Here is a 15,342-nt window from a genome sequence, read left to right on the forward strand (position 1 = left end):
TTACTTGAATCCTAGTAGGCTGCCGGGTTCCCTCCCCGCGATTTCGCCTAGGCTGTAAGGAAGCCAACACACAGGAGTAGTCCCTCGATGCGTCCCATCCGCCAGCTGCTGAGCGCCCTGTTCGGCGCCCTCTTCATCGGTGCCGCCGTACTGTTCGCCGCGGCGCCCGCCTCAGCCCACGACGCCGCCGAGTCCAGCAGTCCCGCGCAGGGAGCCACCGTGGCCACCCCGCCGGAGAAGGTAACGGTCACTTTCAACAATGACCCGCTGGCGCTGGGATCGCAGATCCAGGTGAAGGACGCGGCAGGCACCAACTGGGCAGAGGGCCCGGTGGAGATTGTGGACAACGTGGCGTCGCAGAAACTCCGGGCCGGTGCGCCGGCAGGGGAGTTCACCGTGCTCTGGCGCGTGGTCAGTTCCGATTCGCACCCGATCGAAGGCACCTTTACCTTTACGGCCACCGCCGCGGCGGCGGGCAGCGGGACGACGGGTACCGGGACGGCGGCTACCGGGACAACGGCCCCGGGCGGCTCGACGACGCCCGGCGAGGCTCCCACGGCGGGCACTGCCCAGCCCGGCACCACCACCTCGCCGGCGCCCGCGCCGGACGCTTCGGAGCCGTTCCCGTGGAGCCTTGTCCTCTTCGCCGGAACCGCCCTGGGCATCCTCATAGCGCTGGCTGTGCTGGCCAGGCGCAACCTCAAGACCCCCGATGGCGACGAGGGCGAGCAGCAGTAAGTTCCGGGCTATACCGGTGCCTGCAGGGCAGCGAAGCTTCCCGTGAGCACTGACGGAACGCTGTCCGGATAAACCTTGGCGGAAATCGCCTGGCCCACAACCTTTGCCTGGCGGAGCACTTCCTTGGGCGTGGGAGTGATGAGCTCCCCAACCCCCACCAGGTAAATGCCGATGGCACGCATGGCGGCTGCCAGGTTCTGGCCCAAGGCCAGCCCCAGCTCGGCAAGCATGCGGCGCAGCTGGCTGTGAGCCCCGCGGGTGAGGACCACGTGGTCGGCCAGCAGGACGCCGTCCGCCGTGTGGACTGCCCACTGGTGCGTGGACGGCTCGGAGAGCCCGGTGCCCAGCAGGTTCAACTGAACGGCCCGGGTGTTGTTGCGGATATCCAGGTTATGGCTGCTGGCGTAGTTCCGCAGATGCCGGAGGATTTCGTTGCGCTCCTGCATCGTGGCTGAATTCGGCGCGTCACAGCGGGGTAGGGAGACGGTACTGGCGGCTTGGATTCCGCCCAGGGTTTCAAGCGCATCCACAGTGATGGAATCCACGCCGCGCCGCCGGAGCTCACTGGCGATGGCCAGGCCCGGCAGCCCTGAGCCGATGATCACCGTGGTGGTCTGCTCGGTCCCGCCACAAATTGGCATGCTCGACACTGCTGGTTCCTCCTCGAATGGTTCACTGTGCAGATCCTTCCTGCACTCTCCGTAACCCCCAAAGTCCGGCCGCCGCGCATGAAGCTGGAATGTGTTCTGAAACACAGATCTCAGATTCGCAACGCCTCGACACTACAGAACTTTTTGACCTCTGGATAGCCTTTGCCGGACATTGGCTACCCCCACATTGTCACACCCGGAATTTCCGTCATCGGAGGTGGGATCTCAATGTTTCGGGGCTGTAAAAACTGGGAGCGAACTTGGGCCTCCATGGCCTGTTGGTGCGGCGGTTTGGCGGCGCTTGCTTACGGTTCCGCAACCGAGAATAGTTATCAGAGAGAGCTGATTTTCAGCCGACAGCAGTACCGGGCTCCCGGTTCACGCCGCGGGCGGACACTTCTGGCAGAATAGCGGCAACATCAGGCAGTATCGCGAGGAGGCGGACCCCATGGGCCGAGATCAGGTGCACCCGTCAAGGGATGACGACGGCGGTTCTGCCGCCCCCGAGGGGATCGTTGTGGGCGTGGACGGCTCCGATCATAGCCAGTGCGCACTCGTCTGGGCCGCCCGGGAAGCCCAACGGCGCCACCGCCCCCTGCATATCGTGACTGCCTATTCCGTGCCGATCTTCGCGGCGTCCGGCCTGGACGGCGGCTACGCCACCGTTGACGACTCGGTGATCCGTGAGGGTGCCGAGGCCATCCTCAAGCAGGCCATGGACAAAGTGGCCCCCTACGACATCGACGTAGACGCTTCCGTGGAGAACGGCGACGCCTCCGGTGTGCTGCTCGAGATGTCCGAAACGGCTGAACTCCTGGTGTTCGGCACCCGCGGCAGGGGCGGCTTCGTGGGCAGGCTCCTTGGCTCGGTCAGCAGCGCCCTGCCGGCGCACGCGAAGTGCCCCACTGTCACCGTGCCGCTGATCTGCGCCGACCGCCTCGGTGAAACCACCGACGACAAACACGTCAGGGCCGAGCAGGCCAAGTCCGGCCACCAGCCGGTCGAGCACGTAGTGGTAGTGGGCGTTGACGGCTCCGAACAGGCCCGCGTGGCCGTACTGGAGGCTGCCGACCAGGCAGAACGGCTCGGCGCGCCGCTACGTGTGGTCTGCGCCGTTCCGCAGTACAGCGGTTCGCTGGCCTGGGTCCCGGCGCCCATGGACAGGGAAGCACTGTTCGCGGACATCCGCGTCCAGCTCGACGCCGGTGTGGCCTGGCTCAAGAGCCACTACCCCAAATTGCCCGTGGAGACCCAGCTCGTGGACGGTTCACCTGTGGACGTCCTGGTGGACGCCAGCAGGCATGTGGAGCTGGTGGTGGTGGGAACCCGCGGCCGCGGCGGCTTCACCGGAATGCTGCTGGGGTCGACGTCGGACGGCATCCTTCACCACGCCAAGGGGCCGGTGCTGGTGGTTCCGGACAGGGACGATCCACGCCTCGCTGACCGGGCCAGCTTCGGACCCATGCTCGGCGCAGCTTAGTCCGGCTGCAGGCTAATGGTGGACCAGGCCGGTATGTCGGCAGGAGCCCAGGATGGCCTGGTGCTGGGCCTTGAGCTGATCAACGCCGGAATGCTGGCGCGGGTGGGCGGCAAGGCCGCCAACCTCGGCGAGGCCACCGGAGCCGGGCTCCCCGTTCCGCCCGGGTTCTGCCTGACCACCGATGCGTACCGAAGCGCGGTGGGGCCTGCAGGACTCGAAGAGGTGCACGGCGCACTGGCCGCCGCCGGGACGAACGACCTTGAGGCCTTGGCAGGGCTGGCGGCGCGGGCGCGTGAACGCATCCTTGCCGTGGAGGTTCCGCCGGAGATTGCCGGTGCGGTCCGGGACGCCTATGCGGCGCTGGGGACCGATGTTCCGGTGGCTGTCAGGTCTTCGGCGACGGCCGAGGACCTTCCCTTCGCGAGTTTCGCCGGGCAGCAGGACACGTACCTGAATGTGGTGGGCGCCGACGCCGTGCTGGCAGCGGTCCGGCAGTGCTGGGCCTCGCTGTGGACCGATAGGGCCGTGACCTACCGTGCCACGCAGGGCATCAGCCCCTCAACGGTGGCGCTCGCCGTGGTGGTCCAGCGCATGGTGGATGCTGCCGTCGCGGGGGTTCTGTTCACTGCGAACCCTGTAACGGGCAGGCGGCATGAGGCTGTGATCGATGCCAGCCCGGGGTTGGGCGAGTCAGTGGTCTCCGGTGCAGTGAATCCCGACCACTTCGTTGTGGACACGGCGTCGAAGGAGATCCTGGAGCGGCGGCCCGGGGACAAAGGGATCGCCATCCGGCCGGTCCCGGGAGGCGGCACCGAGCGGGTCACGCTGGCGCCGGACTCCGCCCCCTCACTGAGCGATGTCCAGATCCGGGCGCTGGCCGCCCTGGGCAGCCGCGTGGAACGGCACTACGGTGCCCCGCAGGACATCGAATGGGCCATCGACGGCGAGCACAAGCTCTGGCTGACTCAGTCCCGGCCCATCACCACGCTGTACCCGCTCCCCGATCCCCGTCCTGACCTGCCGGAGCGGGAGGGGACGCGCGTTTACCTCTGCTTCAGCCTTGCCCAGGGCCTGACCAGGCCACTGACGCCGATGGGTGTGGCTGGCCTCAGACTGATTGCGTCCTCCGTTGCACGCGCAGCCGGTTTTGACGTGCCCGTGCCCCGCAACGGGCCGTCCCCGTTCAGGCAGGCCGGACATCGCCTCTTCTTCGACCTCACCCCCGTCGTCCGCAGCAGCGTGGGCCGCGCAATCGTGCCCCGCGTCTTCGACATCATGGAAGCCCGCTCCGCCGCCGTCCTGCGCGGGCTCTTCACTGATCCACGGTTCTCCGTCACGCTCAGGACTCCATGGCGGCTCTTCCGGCACATTGGCCCGGTAGCGGCAAGGGCCAGACTTCCGGAGTCCCTGCTCCGTGCCCTGTTCCGCCCGGAGGCAGCGCTCCGGCGGGTGGACGGTTTCAGCCAGCGGCTCCGGGCTGCCCTTGTGGTTCCGGCCGAAGCCACCGCGGCGGAGCGGCTGAACCACGCCGAACGCATCCTGGGCGAGGAGCTCTTCCCGATCGTCCCGGCCGTGCTGCCGCTGCCGGCACTGGGGTTCGCGCTGCTGGGCCTCGCGGGGAAGCTGGCAGGGGGCGCGCGCTCCGGTGCCCTGCAGCCGGTGTTGCGCGGGCTGCCCAACAACGTGACCACGGAGATGGATCTTGCCCTCTGGCAGCTCGCCACGGACATCCGCCTGGCCGCCGGAGCCGCCGCAGTCTTTGAGGAGTTGTCCCCGCCGGAACTGGCCGCGAGGTACCGCGCCGGCGAACTGCCCGCCGTCGTGCAGTCCGGGCTGGCGGGCTTCCTCGCCCGGTACGGGCACCGCGCGGTCGCGGAGATCGACCTCGGGATGCCACGCTGGTCCGATGACCCGGTGCACATCCTCGGCGTCCTCGCCAACTACCTCAAACTCGACGATCCCGCGCTGGCGCCGGACCGGCAGTTCGCCAACGCTGCCCGCGAGGCGGACGCCCGCATCGAGCAGCTCGCCATGGTCGCAGGGAGCCGCGGCGGCCCGGCGGGCAGGCTCCGCGCCCGCCTGGTCCGTGGCGCACTGAAACGGACCAGGCTGTTTGCCGGGCTGCGTGAACTGCCGAAGTACTGCATTGTTGAGGGCCTGGCTTCAGTGCGCCAGCAACTCTCGACCGTCGGAGCGGAACTCGCCGCCGCCGGCCGGATTGCCGATGCCGAGGACATCTATTTCCTCGACTTCGCCGAAGCCCACCGGGCCCTGGCCGGGGCGTCCTTGCGCGAGCTCGTGGCGGAGCGCCGGGAGGCTTATGACGCCGAGCTGGGCCGCCGCCGTATCCCGCGGGTGCTGCTGTCCGACGGGACCGAACCCGAAGCGCTGCAGGCGCGCGGAAGAACGGCCTCCGGAGGAGCGGCCGCCGGTGTCCTGTCCGGCACGCCGGCCTCGGCCGGAACGGTCACCGCCAAGGCACGCGTGATCATGGATCCGCAGGGCGCCCGTCTGGAGCCGGGGGAAATCCTGGTGGCGCCGTCAACGGATCCCGGCTGGACGCCGCTGTTCCTCACCGCCGGCGGACTGGTGATGGAAATGGGCGGCCCAAACTCCCACGGGGCGGTGGTGGCCCGGGAATACGGCATTCCCGCCGTCGTGGGCGTCTCGGATGCCACGTCCGCCATCAGCACAGGCCAGGACATCACGCTCGACGGCGGGGCGGGCACCGTCACGCCGTCGGCGGGCTGAAAAGCCTGCCGAGGCGCGTACTGACAGGCCCGCTAACGGGCTCTCCCAAGGGGTGTAAGGGGCGGGTCCGAGGCGTACTCTGGAATCAATAAGCTGCGACGTCGGAGCGGAGTTGTCATGACCAGAAAGTGGCTGCGGTGGATGCCCGCCGTTGCCGTGCCTGCCGTTATTGCCGCCGCTGCGCTGGCCGGCTCGTTGCCTGCTACTGCGGGGGACCCGCTGCCCGCCAAGACGCCGGCCGAAGTCCTTGCCCTGGTGGCGCACCACGCCGCCCCGTCCCTCTCCGGGACCCTGGAGCAGTCGTCCTCGATCGGCCTTCCGGAGCTGCCCCAGGCCGGGCCGTCTTCCGGGGGCGGGGCAGCCTCTGTCCTGGAGCTGCTGAGCGGCCCGCACACGGCCCGGGTCTTCCTGGACGGACCCGGCAATGTGCGCGTCCAGGTGATGGACCGCCTGGCCGAACGCAATGCGGTGCGCAGCGGCAACGACGTGTGGCTGTACAACTCGCGGGACAACACGGCCACGCACCTGACGCTCCCGGCCCACGATGGACACCATAAAGACTTCGTGCACCAGAGGGACTTCGGCCAGTACAAGCATCCCGCGGCCGGCACGGACGGTGTGATGCCGACGCCGGAGGAACTGGCGGCGCGGCTCCTTGCGGCCGCCGATCCCACCACTGAGGTCGCCGTCCATCCCGAAGTCAACGTCGCCGGACGGGCTGCTTACAACCTGGTGATCACGCCCCGGACGGAGGCCACCCTGATCGGTTCGGTGGCCATCGCAGTTGACGGCCAGAGCGGCCTGCCGCTCAGTGTAGAACTGAAGGCCCGCGGCCAGGAGGAGCCTGCGTTCAAGCTGGCGTTCACCAGCCTGTCGCTCGAAGCGCCGGACGCCTCCCTGTTCGCCTTCAGCCCGCCTCCGGGCGCCACCGTCAAGGAAATTGACGTCCCGGCCCACGGGACAGGGCACTGGCGTGAAGGGCACTGGCCCATGCACGGTACGGAAAGCGGCGTAGTCCCTGATGCCGACGACCCGGCCGGCGCTGCTCCTGATTTCCGGGATCCCAATGGCGGGCTCCCGCGGCCAACGGTGACGGGGACCGGCTGGGAGAGCGTGGTTGAATTCCCCGCGAGCCCGGCGTCCGCGGAAGCCGGTGCGATGGTGTCCAGTGATCCGCTGCTTCAGCAGGCCGCTGTAGCAGTGCCCGGCGGACGGCTCTTCAGCACCGCCGTGGTGAATGTGCTGTTCGCCGATGATGGCCGCGTCTTCGCCGGGTCTGTTCCGGCGGAGCGCCTACTGACCGCCGCTGCCGCGAAGTGACAGCCGCTGGCCGAGGCTTAGAGCTCGCCATAGAGACGCACGGCCTCAGCAAGCGGTTCGGCCATCAATTGGCCGTGAACGGAGTTGACCTGTCGGTTCCGCGCGGGTCAGTCTTTGGGTTCCTGGGTCCGAACGGCTCAGGAAAAACCACCACCATCCGAATGCTGCTGGGCCTCGCGGGGGCCACTGAAGGCTCCGTCAGCGTGCTGGGGCTGGAGATGCCGGACCGATTCCACGAAGTCCTGCCGAGGGTGGGCGCCCTGGTGGAAGGCCCGGCGTTCTACCCGTTCCTCTCCGGGGCGGCCAATCTCCGGCGGCTGGATGCCGCGGACCCTTACGCGGAGGCCTCCACGCGGCGTGCCCGGGTGGCAGCGGCGCTGGAACGCGTGGGCCTGACGCACGCCGCGGCGAAAAAGGTCCGTGCGTACTCGTTGGGCATGAAACAACGCCTGGGCATCGCCAACGCGCTCCTTTCGCCGCGGGAACTGCTGGTGCTCGATGAGCCGACCAACGGGCTTGATCCGCAGGGAACACGCGAGGTCCGCTCGCTGGTGCGGTCGCTGGCGGCGGACGGCGCCACGGTGTTCGTCTCGAGCCATCTGCTCGCCGAGGTGGAGCAGATCTGCACCCACGCGGCCGTGATGAGCGCCGGGCGGCTGGTGGCGCAGGGAACGCTCCCGGAACTGCGCGACGCGGGCAAGGCGCGGATCCGACTGGTAACGCCCGACGCCGGCCTGGCCGAGGGCGTTTTCGCCCGGTTGGGCATGACTCCCGTGGACGGACGGAGCAACGGCGCCTTGGTGTATTCCGCCTCTGTTGGAGATGGCGGCGTGCAGGCCGGCACGGGGGCGGTGAGCGGTCCGGGCCCGGGTACTGACGGCACACCGGCACACGGTTCCGCGCCCACTGACAGTGCCGGTGCTGTGGAACCGGAGGCCGTAGTGGCCGCCATGGTGGCTGCAGGGGTGCGGGTCCGCGGGTTCGCCGTGGAGCAGGGCAGCCTGGAGGACCGCTTTGTAGCGCTGACGGGGGAGGGGTTCGACATTGCCCAGTAGGGAAGTGCCCGGTAAAGAAGTTCCGGGGAGCGAGGTGCCCGGCGGCGAGGTGCCCGGCAGGGAAGTGCCCAGGGGAGGACTGCCCGCTGGGGAAGAACCGACCGGAAACCTGATCGGTGCGGGCGGTGCCGTCGACGTTCGAGCGGCCGCACCGCCGTCGGGCAGGCCATCCTCGGGGTGGCCGTTGCTGGCCTCGGAACTGACCGTCCTGTTCCGCCGACGCCGGACCTGGGCCATGATGCTGGCGCTCGCCGCGGTGCCGGTGCTCATGGCTGTGGCCGTCCGGCTCTCCTCAACCGTACCGCCCGGCCGCGGACCTGCCTTCCTGGACAGAATCACCCAGAACGGACTGTTTGTGGGGGTGACGGCCATGCTGGTCTGCGTGCCGCTTTTCCTGCCGCTCACCGTGGGAGTGGTGGCTGGTGACACTATTGCCGGCGAGGCCGGCCTGGGGACGCTGCGGTATCTGCTGGTGGCTCCGGCAGGACGCGTGCGCCTGCTGTTGGTCAAATATGCGGGCGCCGCCGCATTCTGCGTTGTTGCCCCGCTGGTAGTCGCGCTGGCGGGCGCCGGCATTGGCGCTGCACTGTTTCCGGTGGGCCCCGTGACGCTGCTGTCCGGCGACGTGATCACTGCGGAGCAAGCGGTGGTGCGCCTGGTGCTTGTGGCTGCCTACCTGACTGTGTCACTGCTGGGACTCTCCGCCGTCGGACTGTTCCTGTCCACCCTGACGGACGTTCCGGTCGGCGCCATGGCGGCCACCACCGTGATCTCGGTAGTGTCCCAGGTATTGGGCGAGCTGCCCCAGCTGGAGTGGCTGCATCCGTGGCTGTTCAGCCACTACTGGTTCGGTTTCGCGGACCTGCTGCGCCAGCCGATTGCCTGGGATTCCTTCAGCAACAATGCGATGCTGCAAGCCGGCTACATCGCCGTCCTCGGGGCGCTCGCTTATGGCCGGTTCGTCACGAAGGACATTCTGTCCTAGCTGAATCTGGCCTCGGGGGCTCCGGATATTTGCGTGGCCGGAGAGTGCCCGTGGCCGGACGACCCGCGTACCCGGGTGCTCCTAGTATCGGGCGACAGTGGGGTGCAGCTGCATTCCGGCCATCCAGGCAAGGTCCGTCACCGTGATGCCGTCCTCGGGATTGAGGGCCTGGACCACGCGTCCGCCGCCAAGGTAAATCCCTACGTGGTAGAAATCGGGGGCCGATCCCCAGACCAGGAGGTCGCCGGGCTGCGCCTGGGAGAGCGGCACGTGGACGGGTGCCTGGGCATACTGTTGGGCTGCCGTCCGCGGGAGGTACTTTCCGGCGAAAGCGTTCTGCACCAGTCCGGAACAGTCGAAGCCCAGCGGGCCGGAACCGCCGTATTTGTAGAAGTAGGGCGAACCCACCTTGCCCAGTGCCGCTGAGATGGCGGTCTGGTTTGAGCCGCCCGGGGACGGGGCAGGAGCGGGCGCGGGCGCCGGAGCGGGAGCAGCCGGTGCCGGAGCGGCGGGTGCGGCCGGGGCGGGAGCAGCCGGTGCCGGAGCGGCGGGTGCAGCCGGAGCAGGAGCAGCAGGTGCGGCCGGAGCAGGAGCAGCAGGTGCCAGGGGGGCGGGTGCTGCCGGCACCTGCGCAGCCGGTCTGTTTTGTGGTGCGGAGGCCTGCCCTGCTGCGCCCTGGGCGGCAGCAGACTCGGCCGCGGCCTGTGAAGCGGCGGCAGCGGTGACAGCCGCCAGCCGATCCTGGGCGCGCTGGCGGTCCAAGGCGTCCACCCTGGCGGACTCGAGCGCTACGGTGGTGTTCTTGAGGCTTGCCAGCTGGTCCACCAGCACGGTCCGCTGGGACTTGGCCTCGGAAACCGCTTTTGCCCGGGCCGCGTTGGCGCGTTCCGCGTCCACCTTGCGGTCCTCTGCCGACTTCGCGGCGTCGTCGGCGGCGCGGTTGGCGTCTTCAGCGGCGGCGGTCAGCGACTTCGCGGCCGAGGCGGCGTTCTCGGCCGCTTCGAACGCCCGGCTGCGGCTGGCGGAAATGGCTTCAAGGGTGGCCGCCTGCTGCAGCGCATCGCCCTTCCCACTGACAAAAGTGCTCAACGCGGGGTTGAGCCCGCCGTTCCGGTACAGGTCACCGGCCAGCTGCCCCACCTGCTTGCGGGTCTTGGCCTGGTCGGCATCGGCGGACGCCGCTTTCGCCGAGGCGAGCGCGGCGGCCTCCCGTCGGGTCTCGAGGGTGACCAGGGCATCACCGTAGGCGTTGTTGGCCTGCATGGCTGCCGCGAAGCTGGCTTCCTGGGCGGCGGCGGCGTCCGCGAGGATGCGGTCGATCCGGGTAACCTGGTCCGCCGTCGCGCTTTCGCTTGCCTTGGCCGCCGCGATCTCTTCCGGGGACGGAATCTCCGGTGACGCGGGAACGGTCACAGCGGCCACCGCCGGGCGCTGAATCGGTGCGGCCTGGGCGGGCAGGGAGAGGGAGCCGAGGAGTACGACTACGGTGCACAGCACAGCCGCGTGGCGGCCGGATCCAGTCAAACTCATCAATATACCTCGCAGCAGTCAGGCTGGAATGAGCGAGGAGGTTGAATTTTTCACAGGTGTTAGTCACAGGTAAATGCCCCGCTGCGGAGAGCCAGCAGACACGAGGCTACGTGCCACCAGTAACTTTGGCAACACTGGTCGCATCAATAACATAAACAACAATTATGTTATTTGGTCACATTGCTGTCGGCGTGTCGCGTTATCCGGCGTCGTGAGCGATTCCCTGTTGGACCACGGGCCTGTTCGGCTATCGTGGCCCCTAACCGGCTCTCTGCTCGCAGGGTATCCGTTCTTCCTTGCGACGGGGGCGTTGTGGAAAATCGTGGGCACCACCTGTGGACCGATCGCGAGTCCTACGGTGGGCATTCCCGGAGGCGTGCCGGCCGTGGCAGGCGCCGCAGTCCCAGGGCGGCGGGCCCCTCCTTCATGATTCGCTGGGTGTTCGCGGTGTCCGCCGCGATGCTCGTTGCAGGTCTGATTGAGTACGGTGTGGCCCGGCAGCACATCATTGACCGCGGACTGGAGGATTCCCGGCGGAATTACGAGGCAGTGGCCGGAAGGCTTGAGAATATCCTCGAAGAGGAGACGGACCCGCTGCAGCGGGAGCAGTCACTTGTGGCCGAGGTCCGGCACCTGCAACACAGCCAGGGGACTGTTTATGTTGGCCTGTTCGACGCGGCAGGGACGCTGATCGTACGGGGCGCTGAAGGGGACGGCGGCGCGTCCGACCATGCTGACGCCTCCCGTTTTTCCGAGGTGCTCTCCACCGGCGAAACCACAGTCGAAACTGAAGCCGAAACCGGGGGTAAGGGCATCGCCCGGTACGAATTCCTGGTGCCGGTGTCCGCGCCGGAAGGAACCCTGATACTGGAGATTGACCAGCACGCGGACATCATCTCGGAATTGATCGGTGACCTTGGACCGCACAAGATCCTGGGTCTGTTCACTGCGATCCTGTTCGCCATCCCGTTGTCCTATGTCTTCGGAGGACGCTCGCTGCAGCGTCACCAAATGCGCATGCAGCAGGAGGCTGACGGCGACCCGCTGACCGGTCTGGCGGGGCGCCGTCCCTTCCAGCCGTCGCTTGAGGCGACGCTGACGGACACAAGGTACGAAGTCATGACCCTTGCCCTGATCGACATAGATGGCTTCAAACAGATCAACGACCGGCTGGGCCACAGCCATGGCGACCGCGTGCTGCGGGCGCTTGCCGACTCCTTCCGGGTCCTTCGCGCGGCCGACACCCCGTTCCGGCTCGGCGGCGACGAATTCGCGGTCATCCTGCCCGGCAGCGACGAAGACCGGGCGGACGAAGCGCTGAACCGGGTCCGTGTGGCCCTTGCCAAAAGGTTTCCGGGCGTTACGTTCAGCGCGGGCATCGCCTCGAGTGCCGGCGAGCCGCTGGCCTTGTCGGAACTGTGGGAGCGCAGCGATGCGGCGCTCTACGAGGCAAAGCGCCTGGGGCGGCGCCGAAGCGTCTCCTTCAAGTCCATGGCCGAGGGCCACACCGTCAGCGCCGAAAAAATCGACGAGCTCACTGCCCTGGTCTCAAGCAATGCGCCGCTCAACGTGGCGTTCCAGCCCATCTGGGACCTGCGCCGTGGTGTGGTTCTCGCCCACGAAGCCCTCTTGCGCCTGCCGGCAGGTGCAAGGATCAACGGACCACAGGAGGCGTTTGAACTTGCCGAACGCCTCGGTATTGCCGAGGAGCTGGATGCCCGCGCGCGGTCTGCTGTGCTGGCGTCCGTCGGCGGCCAGCAGTGGGAGGGGCTGCTGTTCCTGAACCTGCACCCTGACTCGTTGCCGTCCTTCGACCTCGATTACCTTGTCTCCGAGCTGGCAGCAGCGGGACTGGAGCCTGAGGACGTCGTGCTGGAGGTAACAGAGCAAGCAGGGCTGAACCATCCTGATTCGGTCCGCACGCTCAGGCATGCCCAGGATCGGGGCTTCCGGCTGGCCCTGGATGACATGGGCAAGAGTAATGCAGGCCTGCATGCCCTCAGATTGGTCCGGTTCGACATCATCAAAATCGACGGGGACGTGATCTCCCGCCTCGACAGCGATCCCTCCGCGGTGGCCACCGTGGCAGCCGGTGTGACGTATGTTCAGCAGGCCGGGGGATGGATCATCGCCGAGGGAATCGAGGAACCGGCCATGCTCACCATGCTGTTGCAGCCAGGACTGGCCCGTGCTGCGTTGGAGCAGCCCGTCATCGCCGGACAGGGCTATCTGCTGGGCCGTCCAAGCGAAGGGCCCGTGGGACTCGATACGCAGCTGGCCGTCCTCGACCAGTTCTCCTTGGGGCTGGTCCACGACCTTCGGGGCATCGACGAACAGCCGCGGATTCCCTAAAGCGGATTTCCTAAAGCGGATTCCCCAATTCGCTAGGCGTGCTGGTGCGACTCGTGCTCGGAGTGGCTTTCGGGCTCCAGCTGGAACGTGCAGTGCTCGGTGTCGAAGTGCGAGCCCAGGCAGGTGGTGAGCTTGTCCAGCACCTGGTCGGCGCCGCGGGCACTCAGCACGGCGTCCTCCACCACCACATGCGCGGAGAAGACCGGCACGCCGGAAGTGATGGTCCAGATGTGGATGTCATGCACGGACACCACACCGTGCACGGACAGAATGTGTTCGCGGATCATCTGGACTTCGACGCCTTTGGGGGTGGCCTCCAGGAGCACGTCCACCACATCGCGGAGCAGGTGCCACGCCCGGGGGAGGATCATCACGGCGATGATCATGGAGGCTATGGTGTCCGCCGTCTGGAACCCGGTAACCATGATCACCACGGCCGCGGCGATCACGGCGAACGAACCCAGCAGGTCGCCAAGCACCTCAAGGTAGGCACCGCGCACGTTCAGGCTTTCCTTCTGGGCGCTGCGGAGGATCAGCAGCGACACCAGGTTGGCGACGGCGCCGAGGACCGCGGCGTAGAGCATCACATCGGTCTGGACGTCGGGGGCTGATCCGATCCGACGGACGGCTTCGATGAAGATCACCACCGAGATCACAATCAGCACCAGCGCGTTGGCCAGTGCGGCGAGGACCTCAGCGCGCTGATACCCGTAGGTCCGCTGGTCGCTCGCGGGCCGGGTGGCAATCCAGGCGGCCAGCAACGCGATGAACACGCCGGCGGCGTCGGACAGCATGTGCCCGGCGTCGGCCAGCAGTGCAAGGGATCCGGAGATCGCGGCACCGATGACCTGGATCAGGACCACAGCCAGGGTGATGCTGAGGACGGCGATCAGGCGCTTGCGGTGCTTGCCCGTGCCTGTGGCCGTGATGCCGTGTGAGTGGCTGTGGTCGTGTCCCATGCCTACAAGGCTAGCTAGTCCCAGCCAAGTTCGTGCAGACGCTCGTCGCTAATGCCGAAGTGGTGCGCAATCTCGTGCGTCACAGTAATGGCCACCTCCTGGATGACGTCTTCCCGGGACGAACTGATGTCCAGAATGGGCTGCCGGTAGATGGTGATGCGGTCCGGGAGCGAACCCGCGCCCCACCAGGCGTCCCGTTCGGTCAGCGGGACGCCCTCGTAGAGGCCCAGCAGTACGGTGTCCGGGTCCTCACCCGGCTGTGGGACGTAGTCGTCCTCGATGAACACGGCAACATTGTCCATGGCCCGCGCCACCTCCGGCGGGATCCGCTCCAGGGCGTCGCTGACGGCCGATTCGAAATCGGCCTCAGTCATGGGGAACGGTACGTCGTCATCCGCCCCGTCCGGGACGATCGGCAGGCCGGGCGGCAGGTTGGCGGGCATACCAAGACTCTAGCGGGACTTTCTCCGCGTCAGCCCCACGCCCACCAGGCAGATCACGCCGCCCACGAGGCCCCACACCGTGGGCACTTCACCGAGCACCAGCCAGGAGATGAGGATGGTGGTGCCGGGGACCAGATATGTGGTGGCCGCCAGCTTTCCGGCGTCGATGAGGGACAGCGCATATGCCCACGTGGTGAACGCGATCGCCGTCGGGAAGATCCCCAGGTAGACCAGCCCCAGGGTTGCCGGCAGCGGGGCCTGTCGCAGTTCGCCCACCAGCTGGCCGGTGAACGGCAGGCAGCAGATCGCCCCGATCATGATGCCGAACCAGGTGGCCTGTGCTGCGGGGAACTTCCTCAACACCGGCTTCTGGACAATGACGCTGACGGCGGCAAGCACGGCTGCCAGGAGGCAGAGCAGCACGCCCAGCACATCCGCCGTCGACCGTTGGCCGGAACCCAGCGCAATCACAGCGACGCCCGCGAACGCTATCAGGCTGCCGATGATCAGCCAGCGCGGGAAGCCCTCCTTGAGGATCACCCCGGCCATGACGGCGATCAGGATGGGATTGACGTTGATCAGCAGGGCGGCTGTGCCGGCGTCGAGCATGTGCTCGGCGGCGTTGAGGGCCACGTTGTAGCCGCCGAACCACATCACAGCGTACGCGAGGATGGGCCACCACTCACGCCCCCGGGGAAGGTTGCGCAGCTTCGGCAGTACCACCAAACCGAGGACGACGGCGGCGATCGCCAGCCGTCCCAGGGTCAGGGAACCGGGGGAGAAGCTGGGGCCCACCGCGCGGATGCCCACGAAGGCCGAGGCCCACAGGACCACGGTGACCGCGACGGCAGCCACTCCAAGCTTGTTGACCGGTGCACGCCCGTTGGGGGCATCGGGGGTTGCGGGCGCGGGTTGCGGGGCGGGTGCGGGGGCAGCGTGCGGAGACCCTTCATGGGGGCCTGCGGACGGAGTGGGGCCGGGGGCGGCGGTGGTAGCCATGCTGCCAATCTAGCCCTTGCCGCATCCCTGCGGCTGGCGGAAATCGGTCACGTCTAGTCGAGATCCTGCCAAAGTCTTCG

Annotated in this window: 12 protein-coding genes; 7 read left to right on the top strand and 5 right to left on the bottom strand. The window is 67.7% G+C overall.

Features of this window, described 5'->3' with window-relative positions; all coding sequences use genetic code 11:
* Positions 1-87 precede the first annotated feature (87 nt).
* Positions 88-738, top strand: a complete 651-nt coding sequence (locus tag J2805_RS08215; protein ID WP_309974954.1) for a copper resistance CopC family protein — start codon at positions 88-90, stop codon at positions 736-738.
* 8 nt (positions 739-746) lie between these two features.
* Here the strand turns inward: J2805_RS08215 and J2805_RS08220 are convergent, their stop codons facing one another.
* Positions 747-1,379, bottom strand: coding sequence for an NAD(P)-binding protein (locus J2805_RS08220; protein ID WP_309975679.1), 633 nt, complete (start codon positions 1,377-1,379; stop codon positions 747-749).
* Between the two features lie 457 nt (positions 1,380-1,836).
* On the opposite strand from J2805_RS08220, the gene J2805_RS08225 reads away from it, so the two are divergent.
* The 5 genes from J2805_RS08225 (at position 1,837) to J2805_RS08245 (ending at position 8,979) form a co-directional block, all read left to right on the top strand.
* Entirely contained in the window at positions 1,837-2,868 is a 1,032-nt protein-coding gene (locus tag J2805_RS08225) for a universal stress protein (protein ID WP_309974957.1), read from the top strand.
* A 33-nt stretch (positions 2,869-2,901) separates the two neighbouring features.
* Positions 2,902-5,619, top strand: a complete 2,718-nt coding sequence (locus J2805_RS08230; protein ID WP_309974960.1) for a PEP/pyruvate-binding domain-containing protein — start codon at positions 2,902-2,904, stop codon at positions 5,617-5,619.
* A gap of 117 nt (positions 5,620-5,736) precedes the next feature.
* Positions 5,737-6,939: a LolA family protein gene (locus J2805_RS08235; RefSeq protein WP_309974963.1), complete on the top strand. Its 1,203-nt coding sequence runs from the start codon at positions 5,737-5,739 to the stop codon at positions 6,937-6,939.
* Entirely contained in the window at positions 6,936-7,994 is a 1,059-nt protein-coding gene (locus tag J2805_RS08240) for an ABC transporter ATP-binding protein (protein ID WP_309974967.1), read from the top strand. The genes J2805_RS08235 and J2805_RS08240 overlap by 4 nt, the downstream gene beginning before the upstream one ends.
* Before the next feature lie 112 nt (positions 7,995-8,106).
* The gene (locus tag J2805_RS08245) at positions 8,107-8,979 is read left to right on the top strand and encodes an ABC transporter permease (RefSeq protein ID WP_396134285.1); all 873 of its coding nucleotides are present in this window, start codon (positions 8,107-8,109) and stop codon (positions 8,977-8,979) included.
* 81 nt (positions 8,980-9,060) lie between these two features.
* Here the strand turns inward: J2805_RS08245 and J2805_RS08250 are convergent, their stop codons facing one another.
* Entirely contained in the window at positions 9,061-10,509 is a 1,449-nt protein-coding gene (locus J2805_RS08250; RefSeq protein WP_309974970.1) for a C40 family peptidase, read from the bottom strand.
* Positions 10,510-10,935: 426 nt separating this feature from the next.
* Between J2805_RS08250 and J2805_RS08255 the strand changes: the two genes are divergently transcribed.
* On the top strand, positions 10,936-12,861 hold the full coding sequence (locus J2805_RS08255) for an EAL domain-containing protein (RefSeq protein WP_309974974.1): 1,926 nt from the start codon (positions 10,936-10,938) through the stop codon (positions 12,859-12,861).
* A gap of 32 nt (positions 12,862-12,893) precedes the next feature.
* Here J2805_RS08255 and J2805_RS08260 read toward each other — a convergent pair whose 3' ends face one another.
* From J2805_RS08260 to J2805_RS08270, 3 genes are read right to left on the bottom strand one after another with little or no spacing between them, the layout of a single operon-like run.
* Entirely contained in the window at positions 12,894-13,820 is a 927-nt protein-coding gene (locus J2805_RS08260) for a cation diffusion facilitator family transporter (RefSeq protein WP_309974977.1), read from the bottom strand.
* Positions 13,821-13,834: 14 nt separating this feature from the next.
* Positions 13,835-14,263, bottom strand: a complete 429-nt coding sequence (locus J2805_RS08265) for a metallopeptidase family protein (RefSeq protein WP_309974980.1) — start codon at positions 14,261-14,263, stop codon at positions 13,835-13,837.
* Positions 14,264-14,272: 9 nt separating this feature from the next.
* Entirely contained in the window at positions 14,273-15,262 is a 990-nt protein-coding gene (locus tag J2805_RS08270) for a DMT family transporter (RefSeq protein ID WP_309974983.1), read from the bottom strand.
* Positions 15,263-15,342 lie beyond the last annotated feature (80 nt).

The sequence above is a fragment of the Arthrobacter oryzae genome, from assembly GCF_031454875.1.
Lineage (GTDB): Bacteria > Actinomycetota > Actinomycetes > Actinomycetales > Micrococcaceae > Arthrobacter > Arthrobacter oryzae_D.

Coding starts and splice junctions, on each gene's coding strand:
- J2805_RS08215 (WP_309974954.1), top strand. CDS start 88: ATGCGTCCCATCCGCCAGCTGCTGAGCGCCCTGTTCGGCGCCCTCTTC.
- J2805_RS08220 (WP_309975679.1), bottom strand. CDS start 1,379: ATGCCAATTTGTGGCGGGACCGAGCAGACCACCACGGTGATCATCGGC.
- J2805_RS08225 (WP_309974957.1), top strand. CDS start 1,837: ATGGGCCGAGATCAGGTGCACCCGTCAAGGGATGACGACGGCGGTTCT.
- J2805_RS08230 (WP_309974960.1), top strand. CDS start 2,902: ATGTCGGCAGGAGCCCAGGATGGCCTGGTGCTGGGCCTTGAGCTGATC.
- J2805_RS08235 (WP_309974963.1), top strand. CDS start 5,737: ATGACCAGAAAGTGGCTGCGGTGGATGCCCGCCGTTGCCGTGCCTGCC.
- J2805_RS08250 (WP_309974970.1), bottom strand. CDS start 10,509: ATGAGTTTGACTGGATCCGGCCGCCACGCGGCTGTGCTGTGCACCGTA.
- J2805_RS08255 (WP_309974974.1), top strand. CDS start 10,936: ATGATTCGCTGGGTGTTCGCGGTGTCCGCCGCGATGCTCGTTGCAGGT.
- J2805_RS08260 (WP_309974977.1), bottom strand. CDS start 13,820: ATGGGACACGACCACAGCCACTCACACGGCATCACGGCCACAGGCACG.
- J2805_RS08265 (WP_309974980.1), bottom strand. CDS start 14,263: ATGCCCGCCAACCTGCCGCCCGGCCTGCCGATCGTCCCGGACGGGGCG.
- J2805_RS08270 (WP_309974983.1), bottom strand. CDS start 15,262: ATGGCTACCACCGCCGCCCCCGGCCCCACTCCGTCCGCAGGCCCCCAT.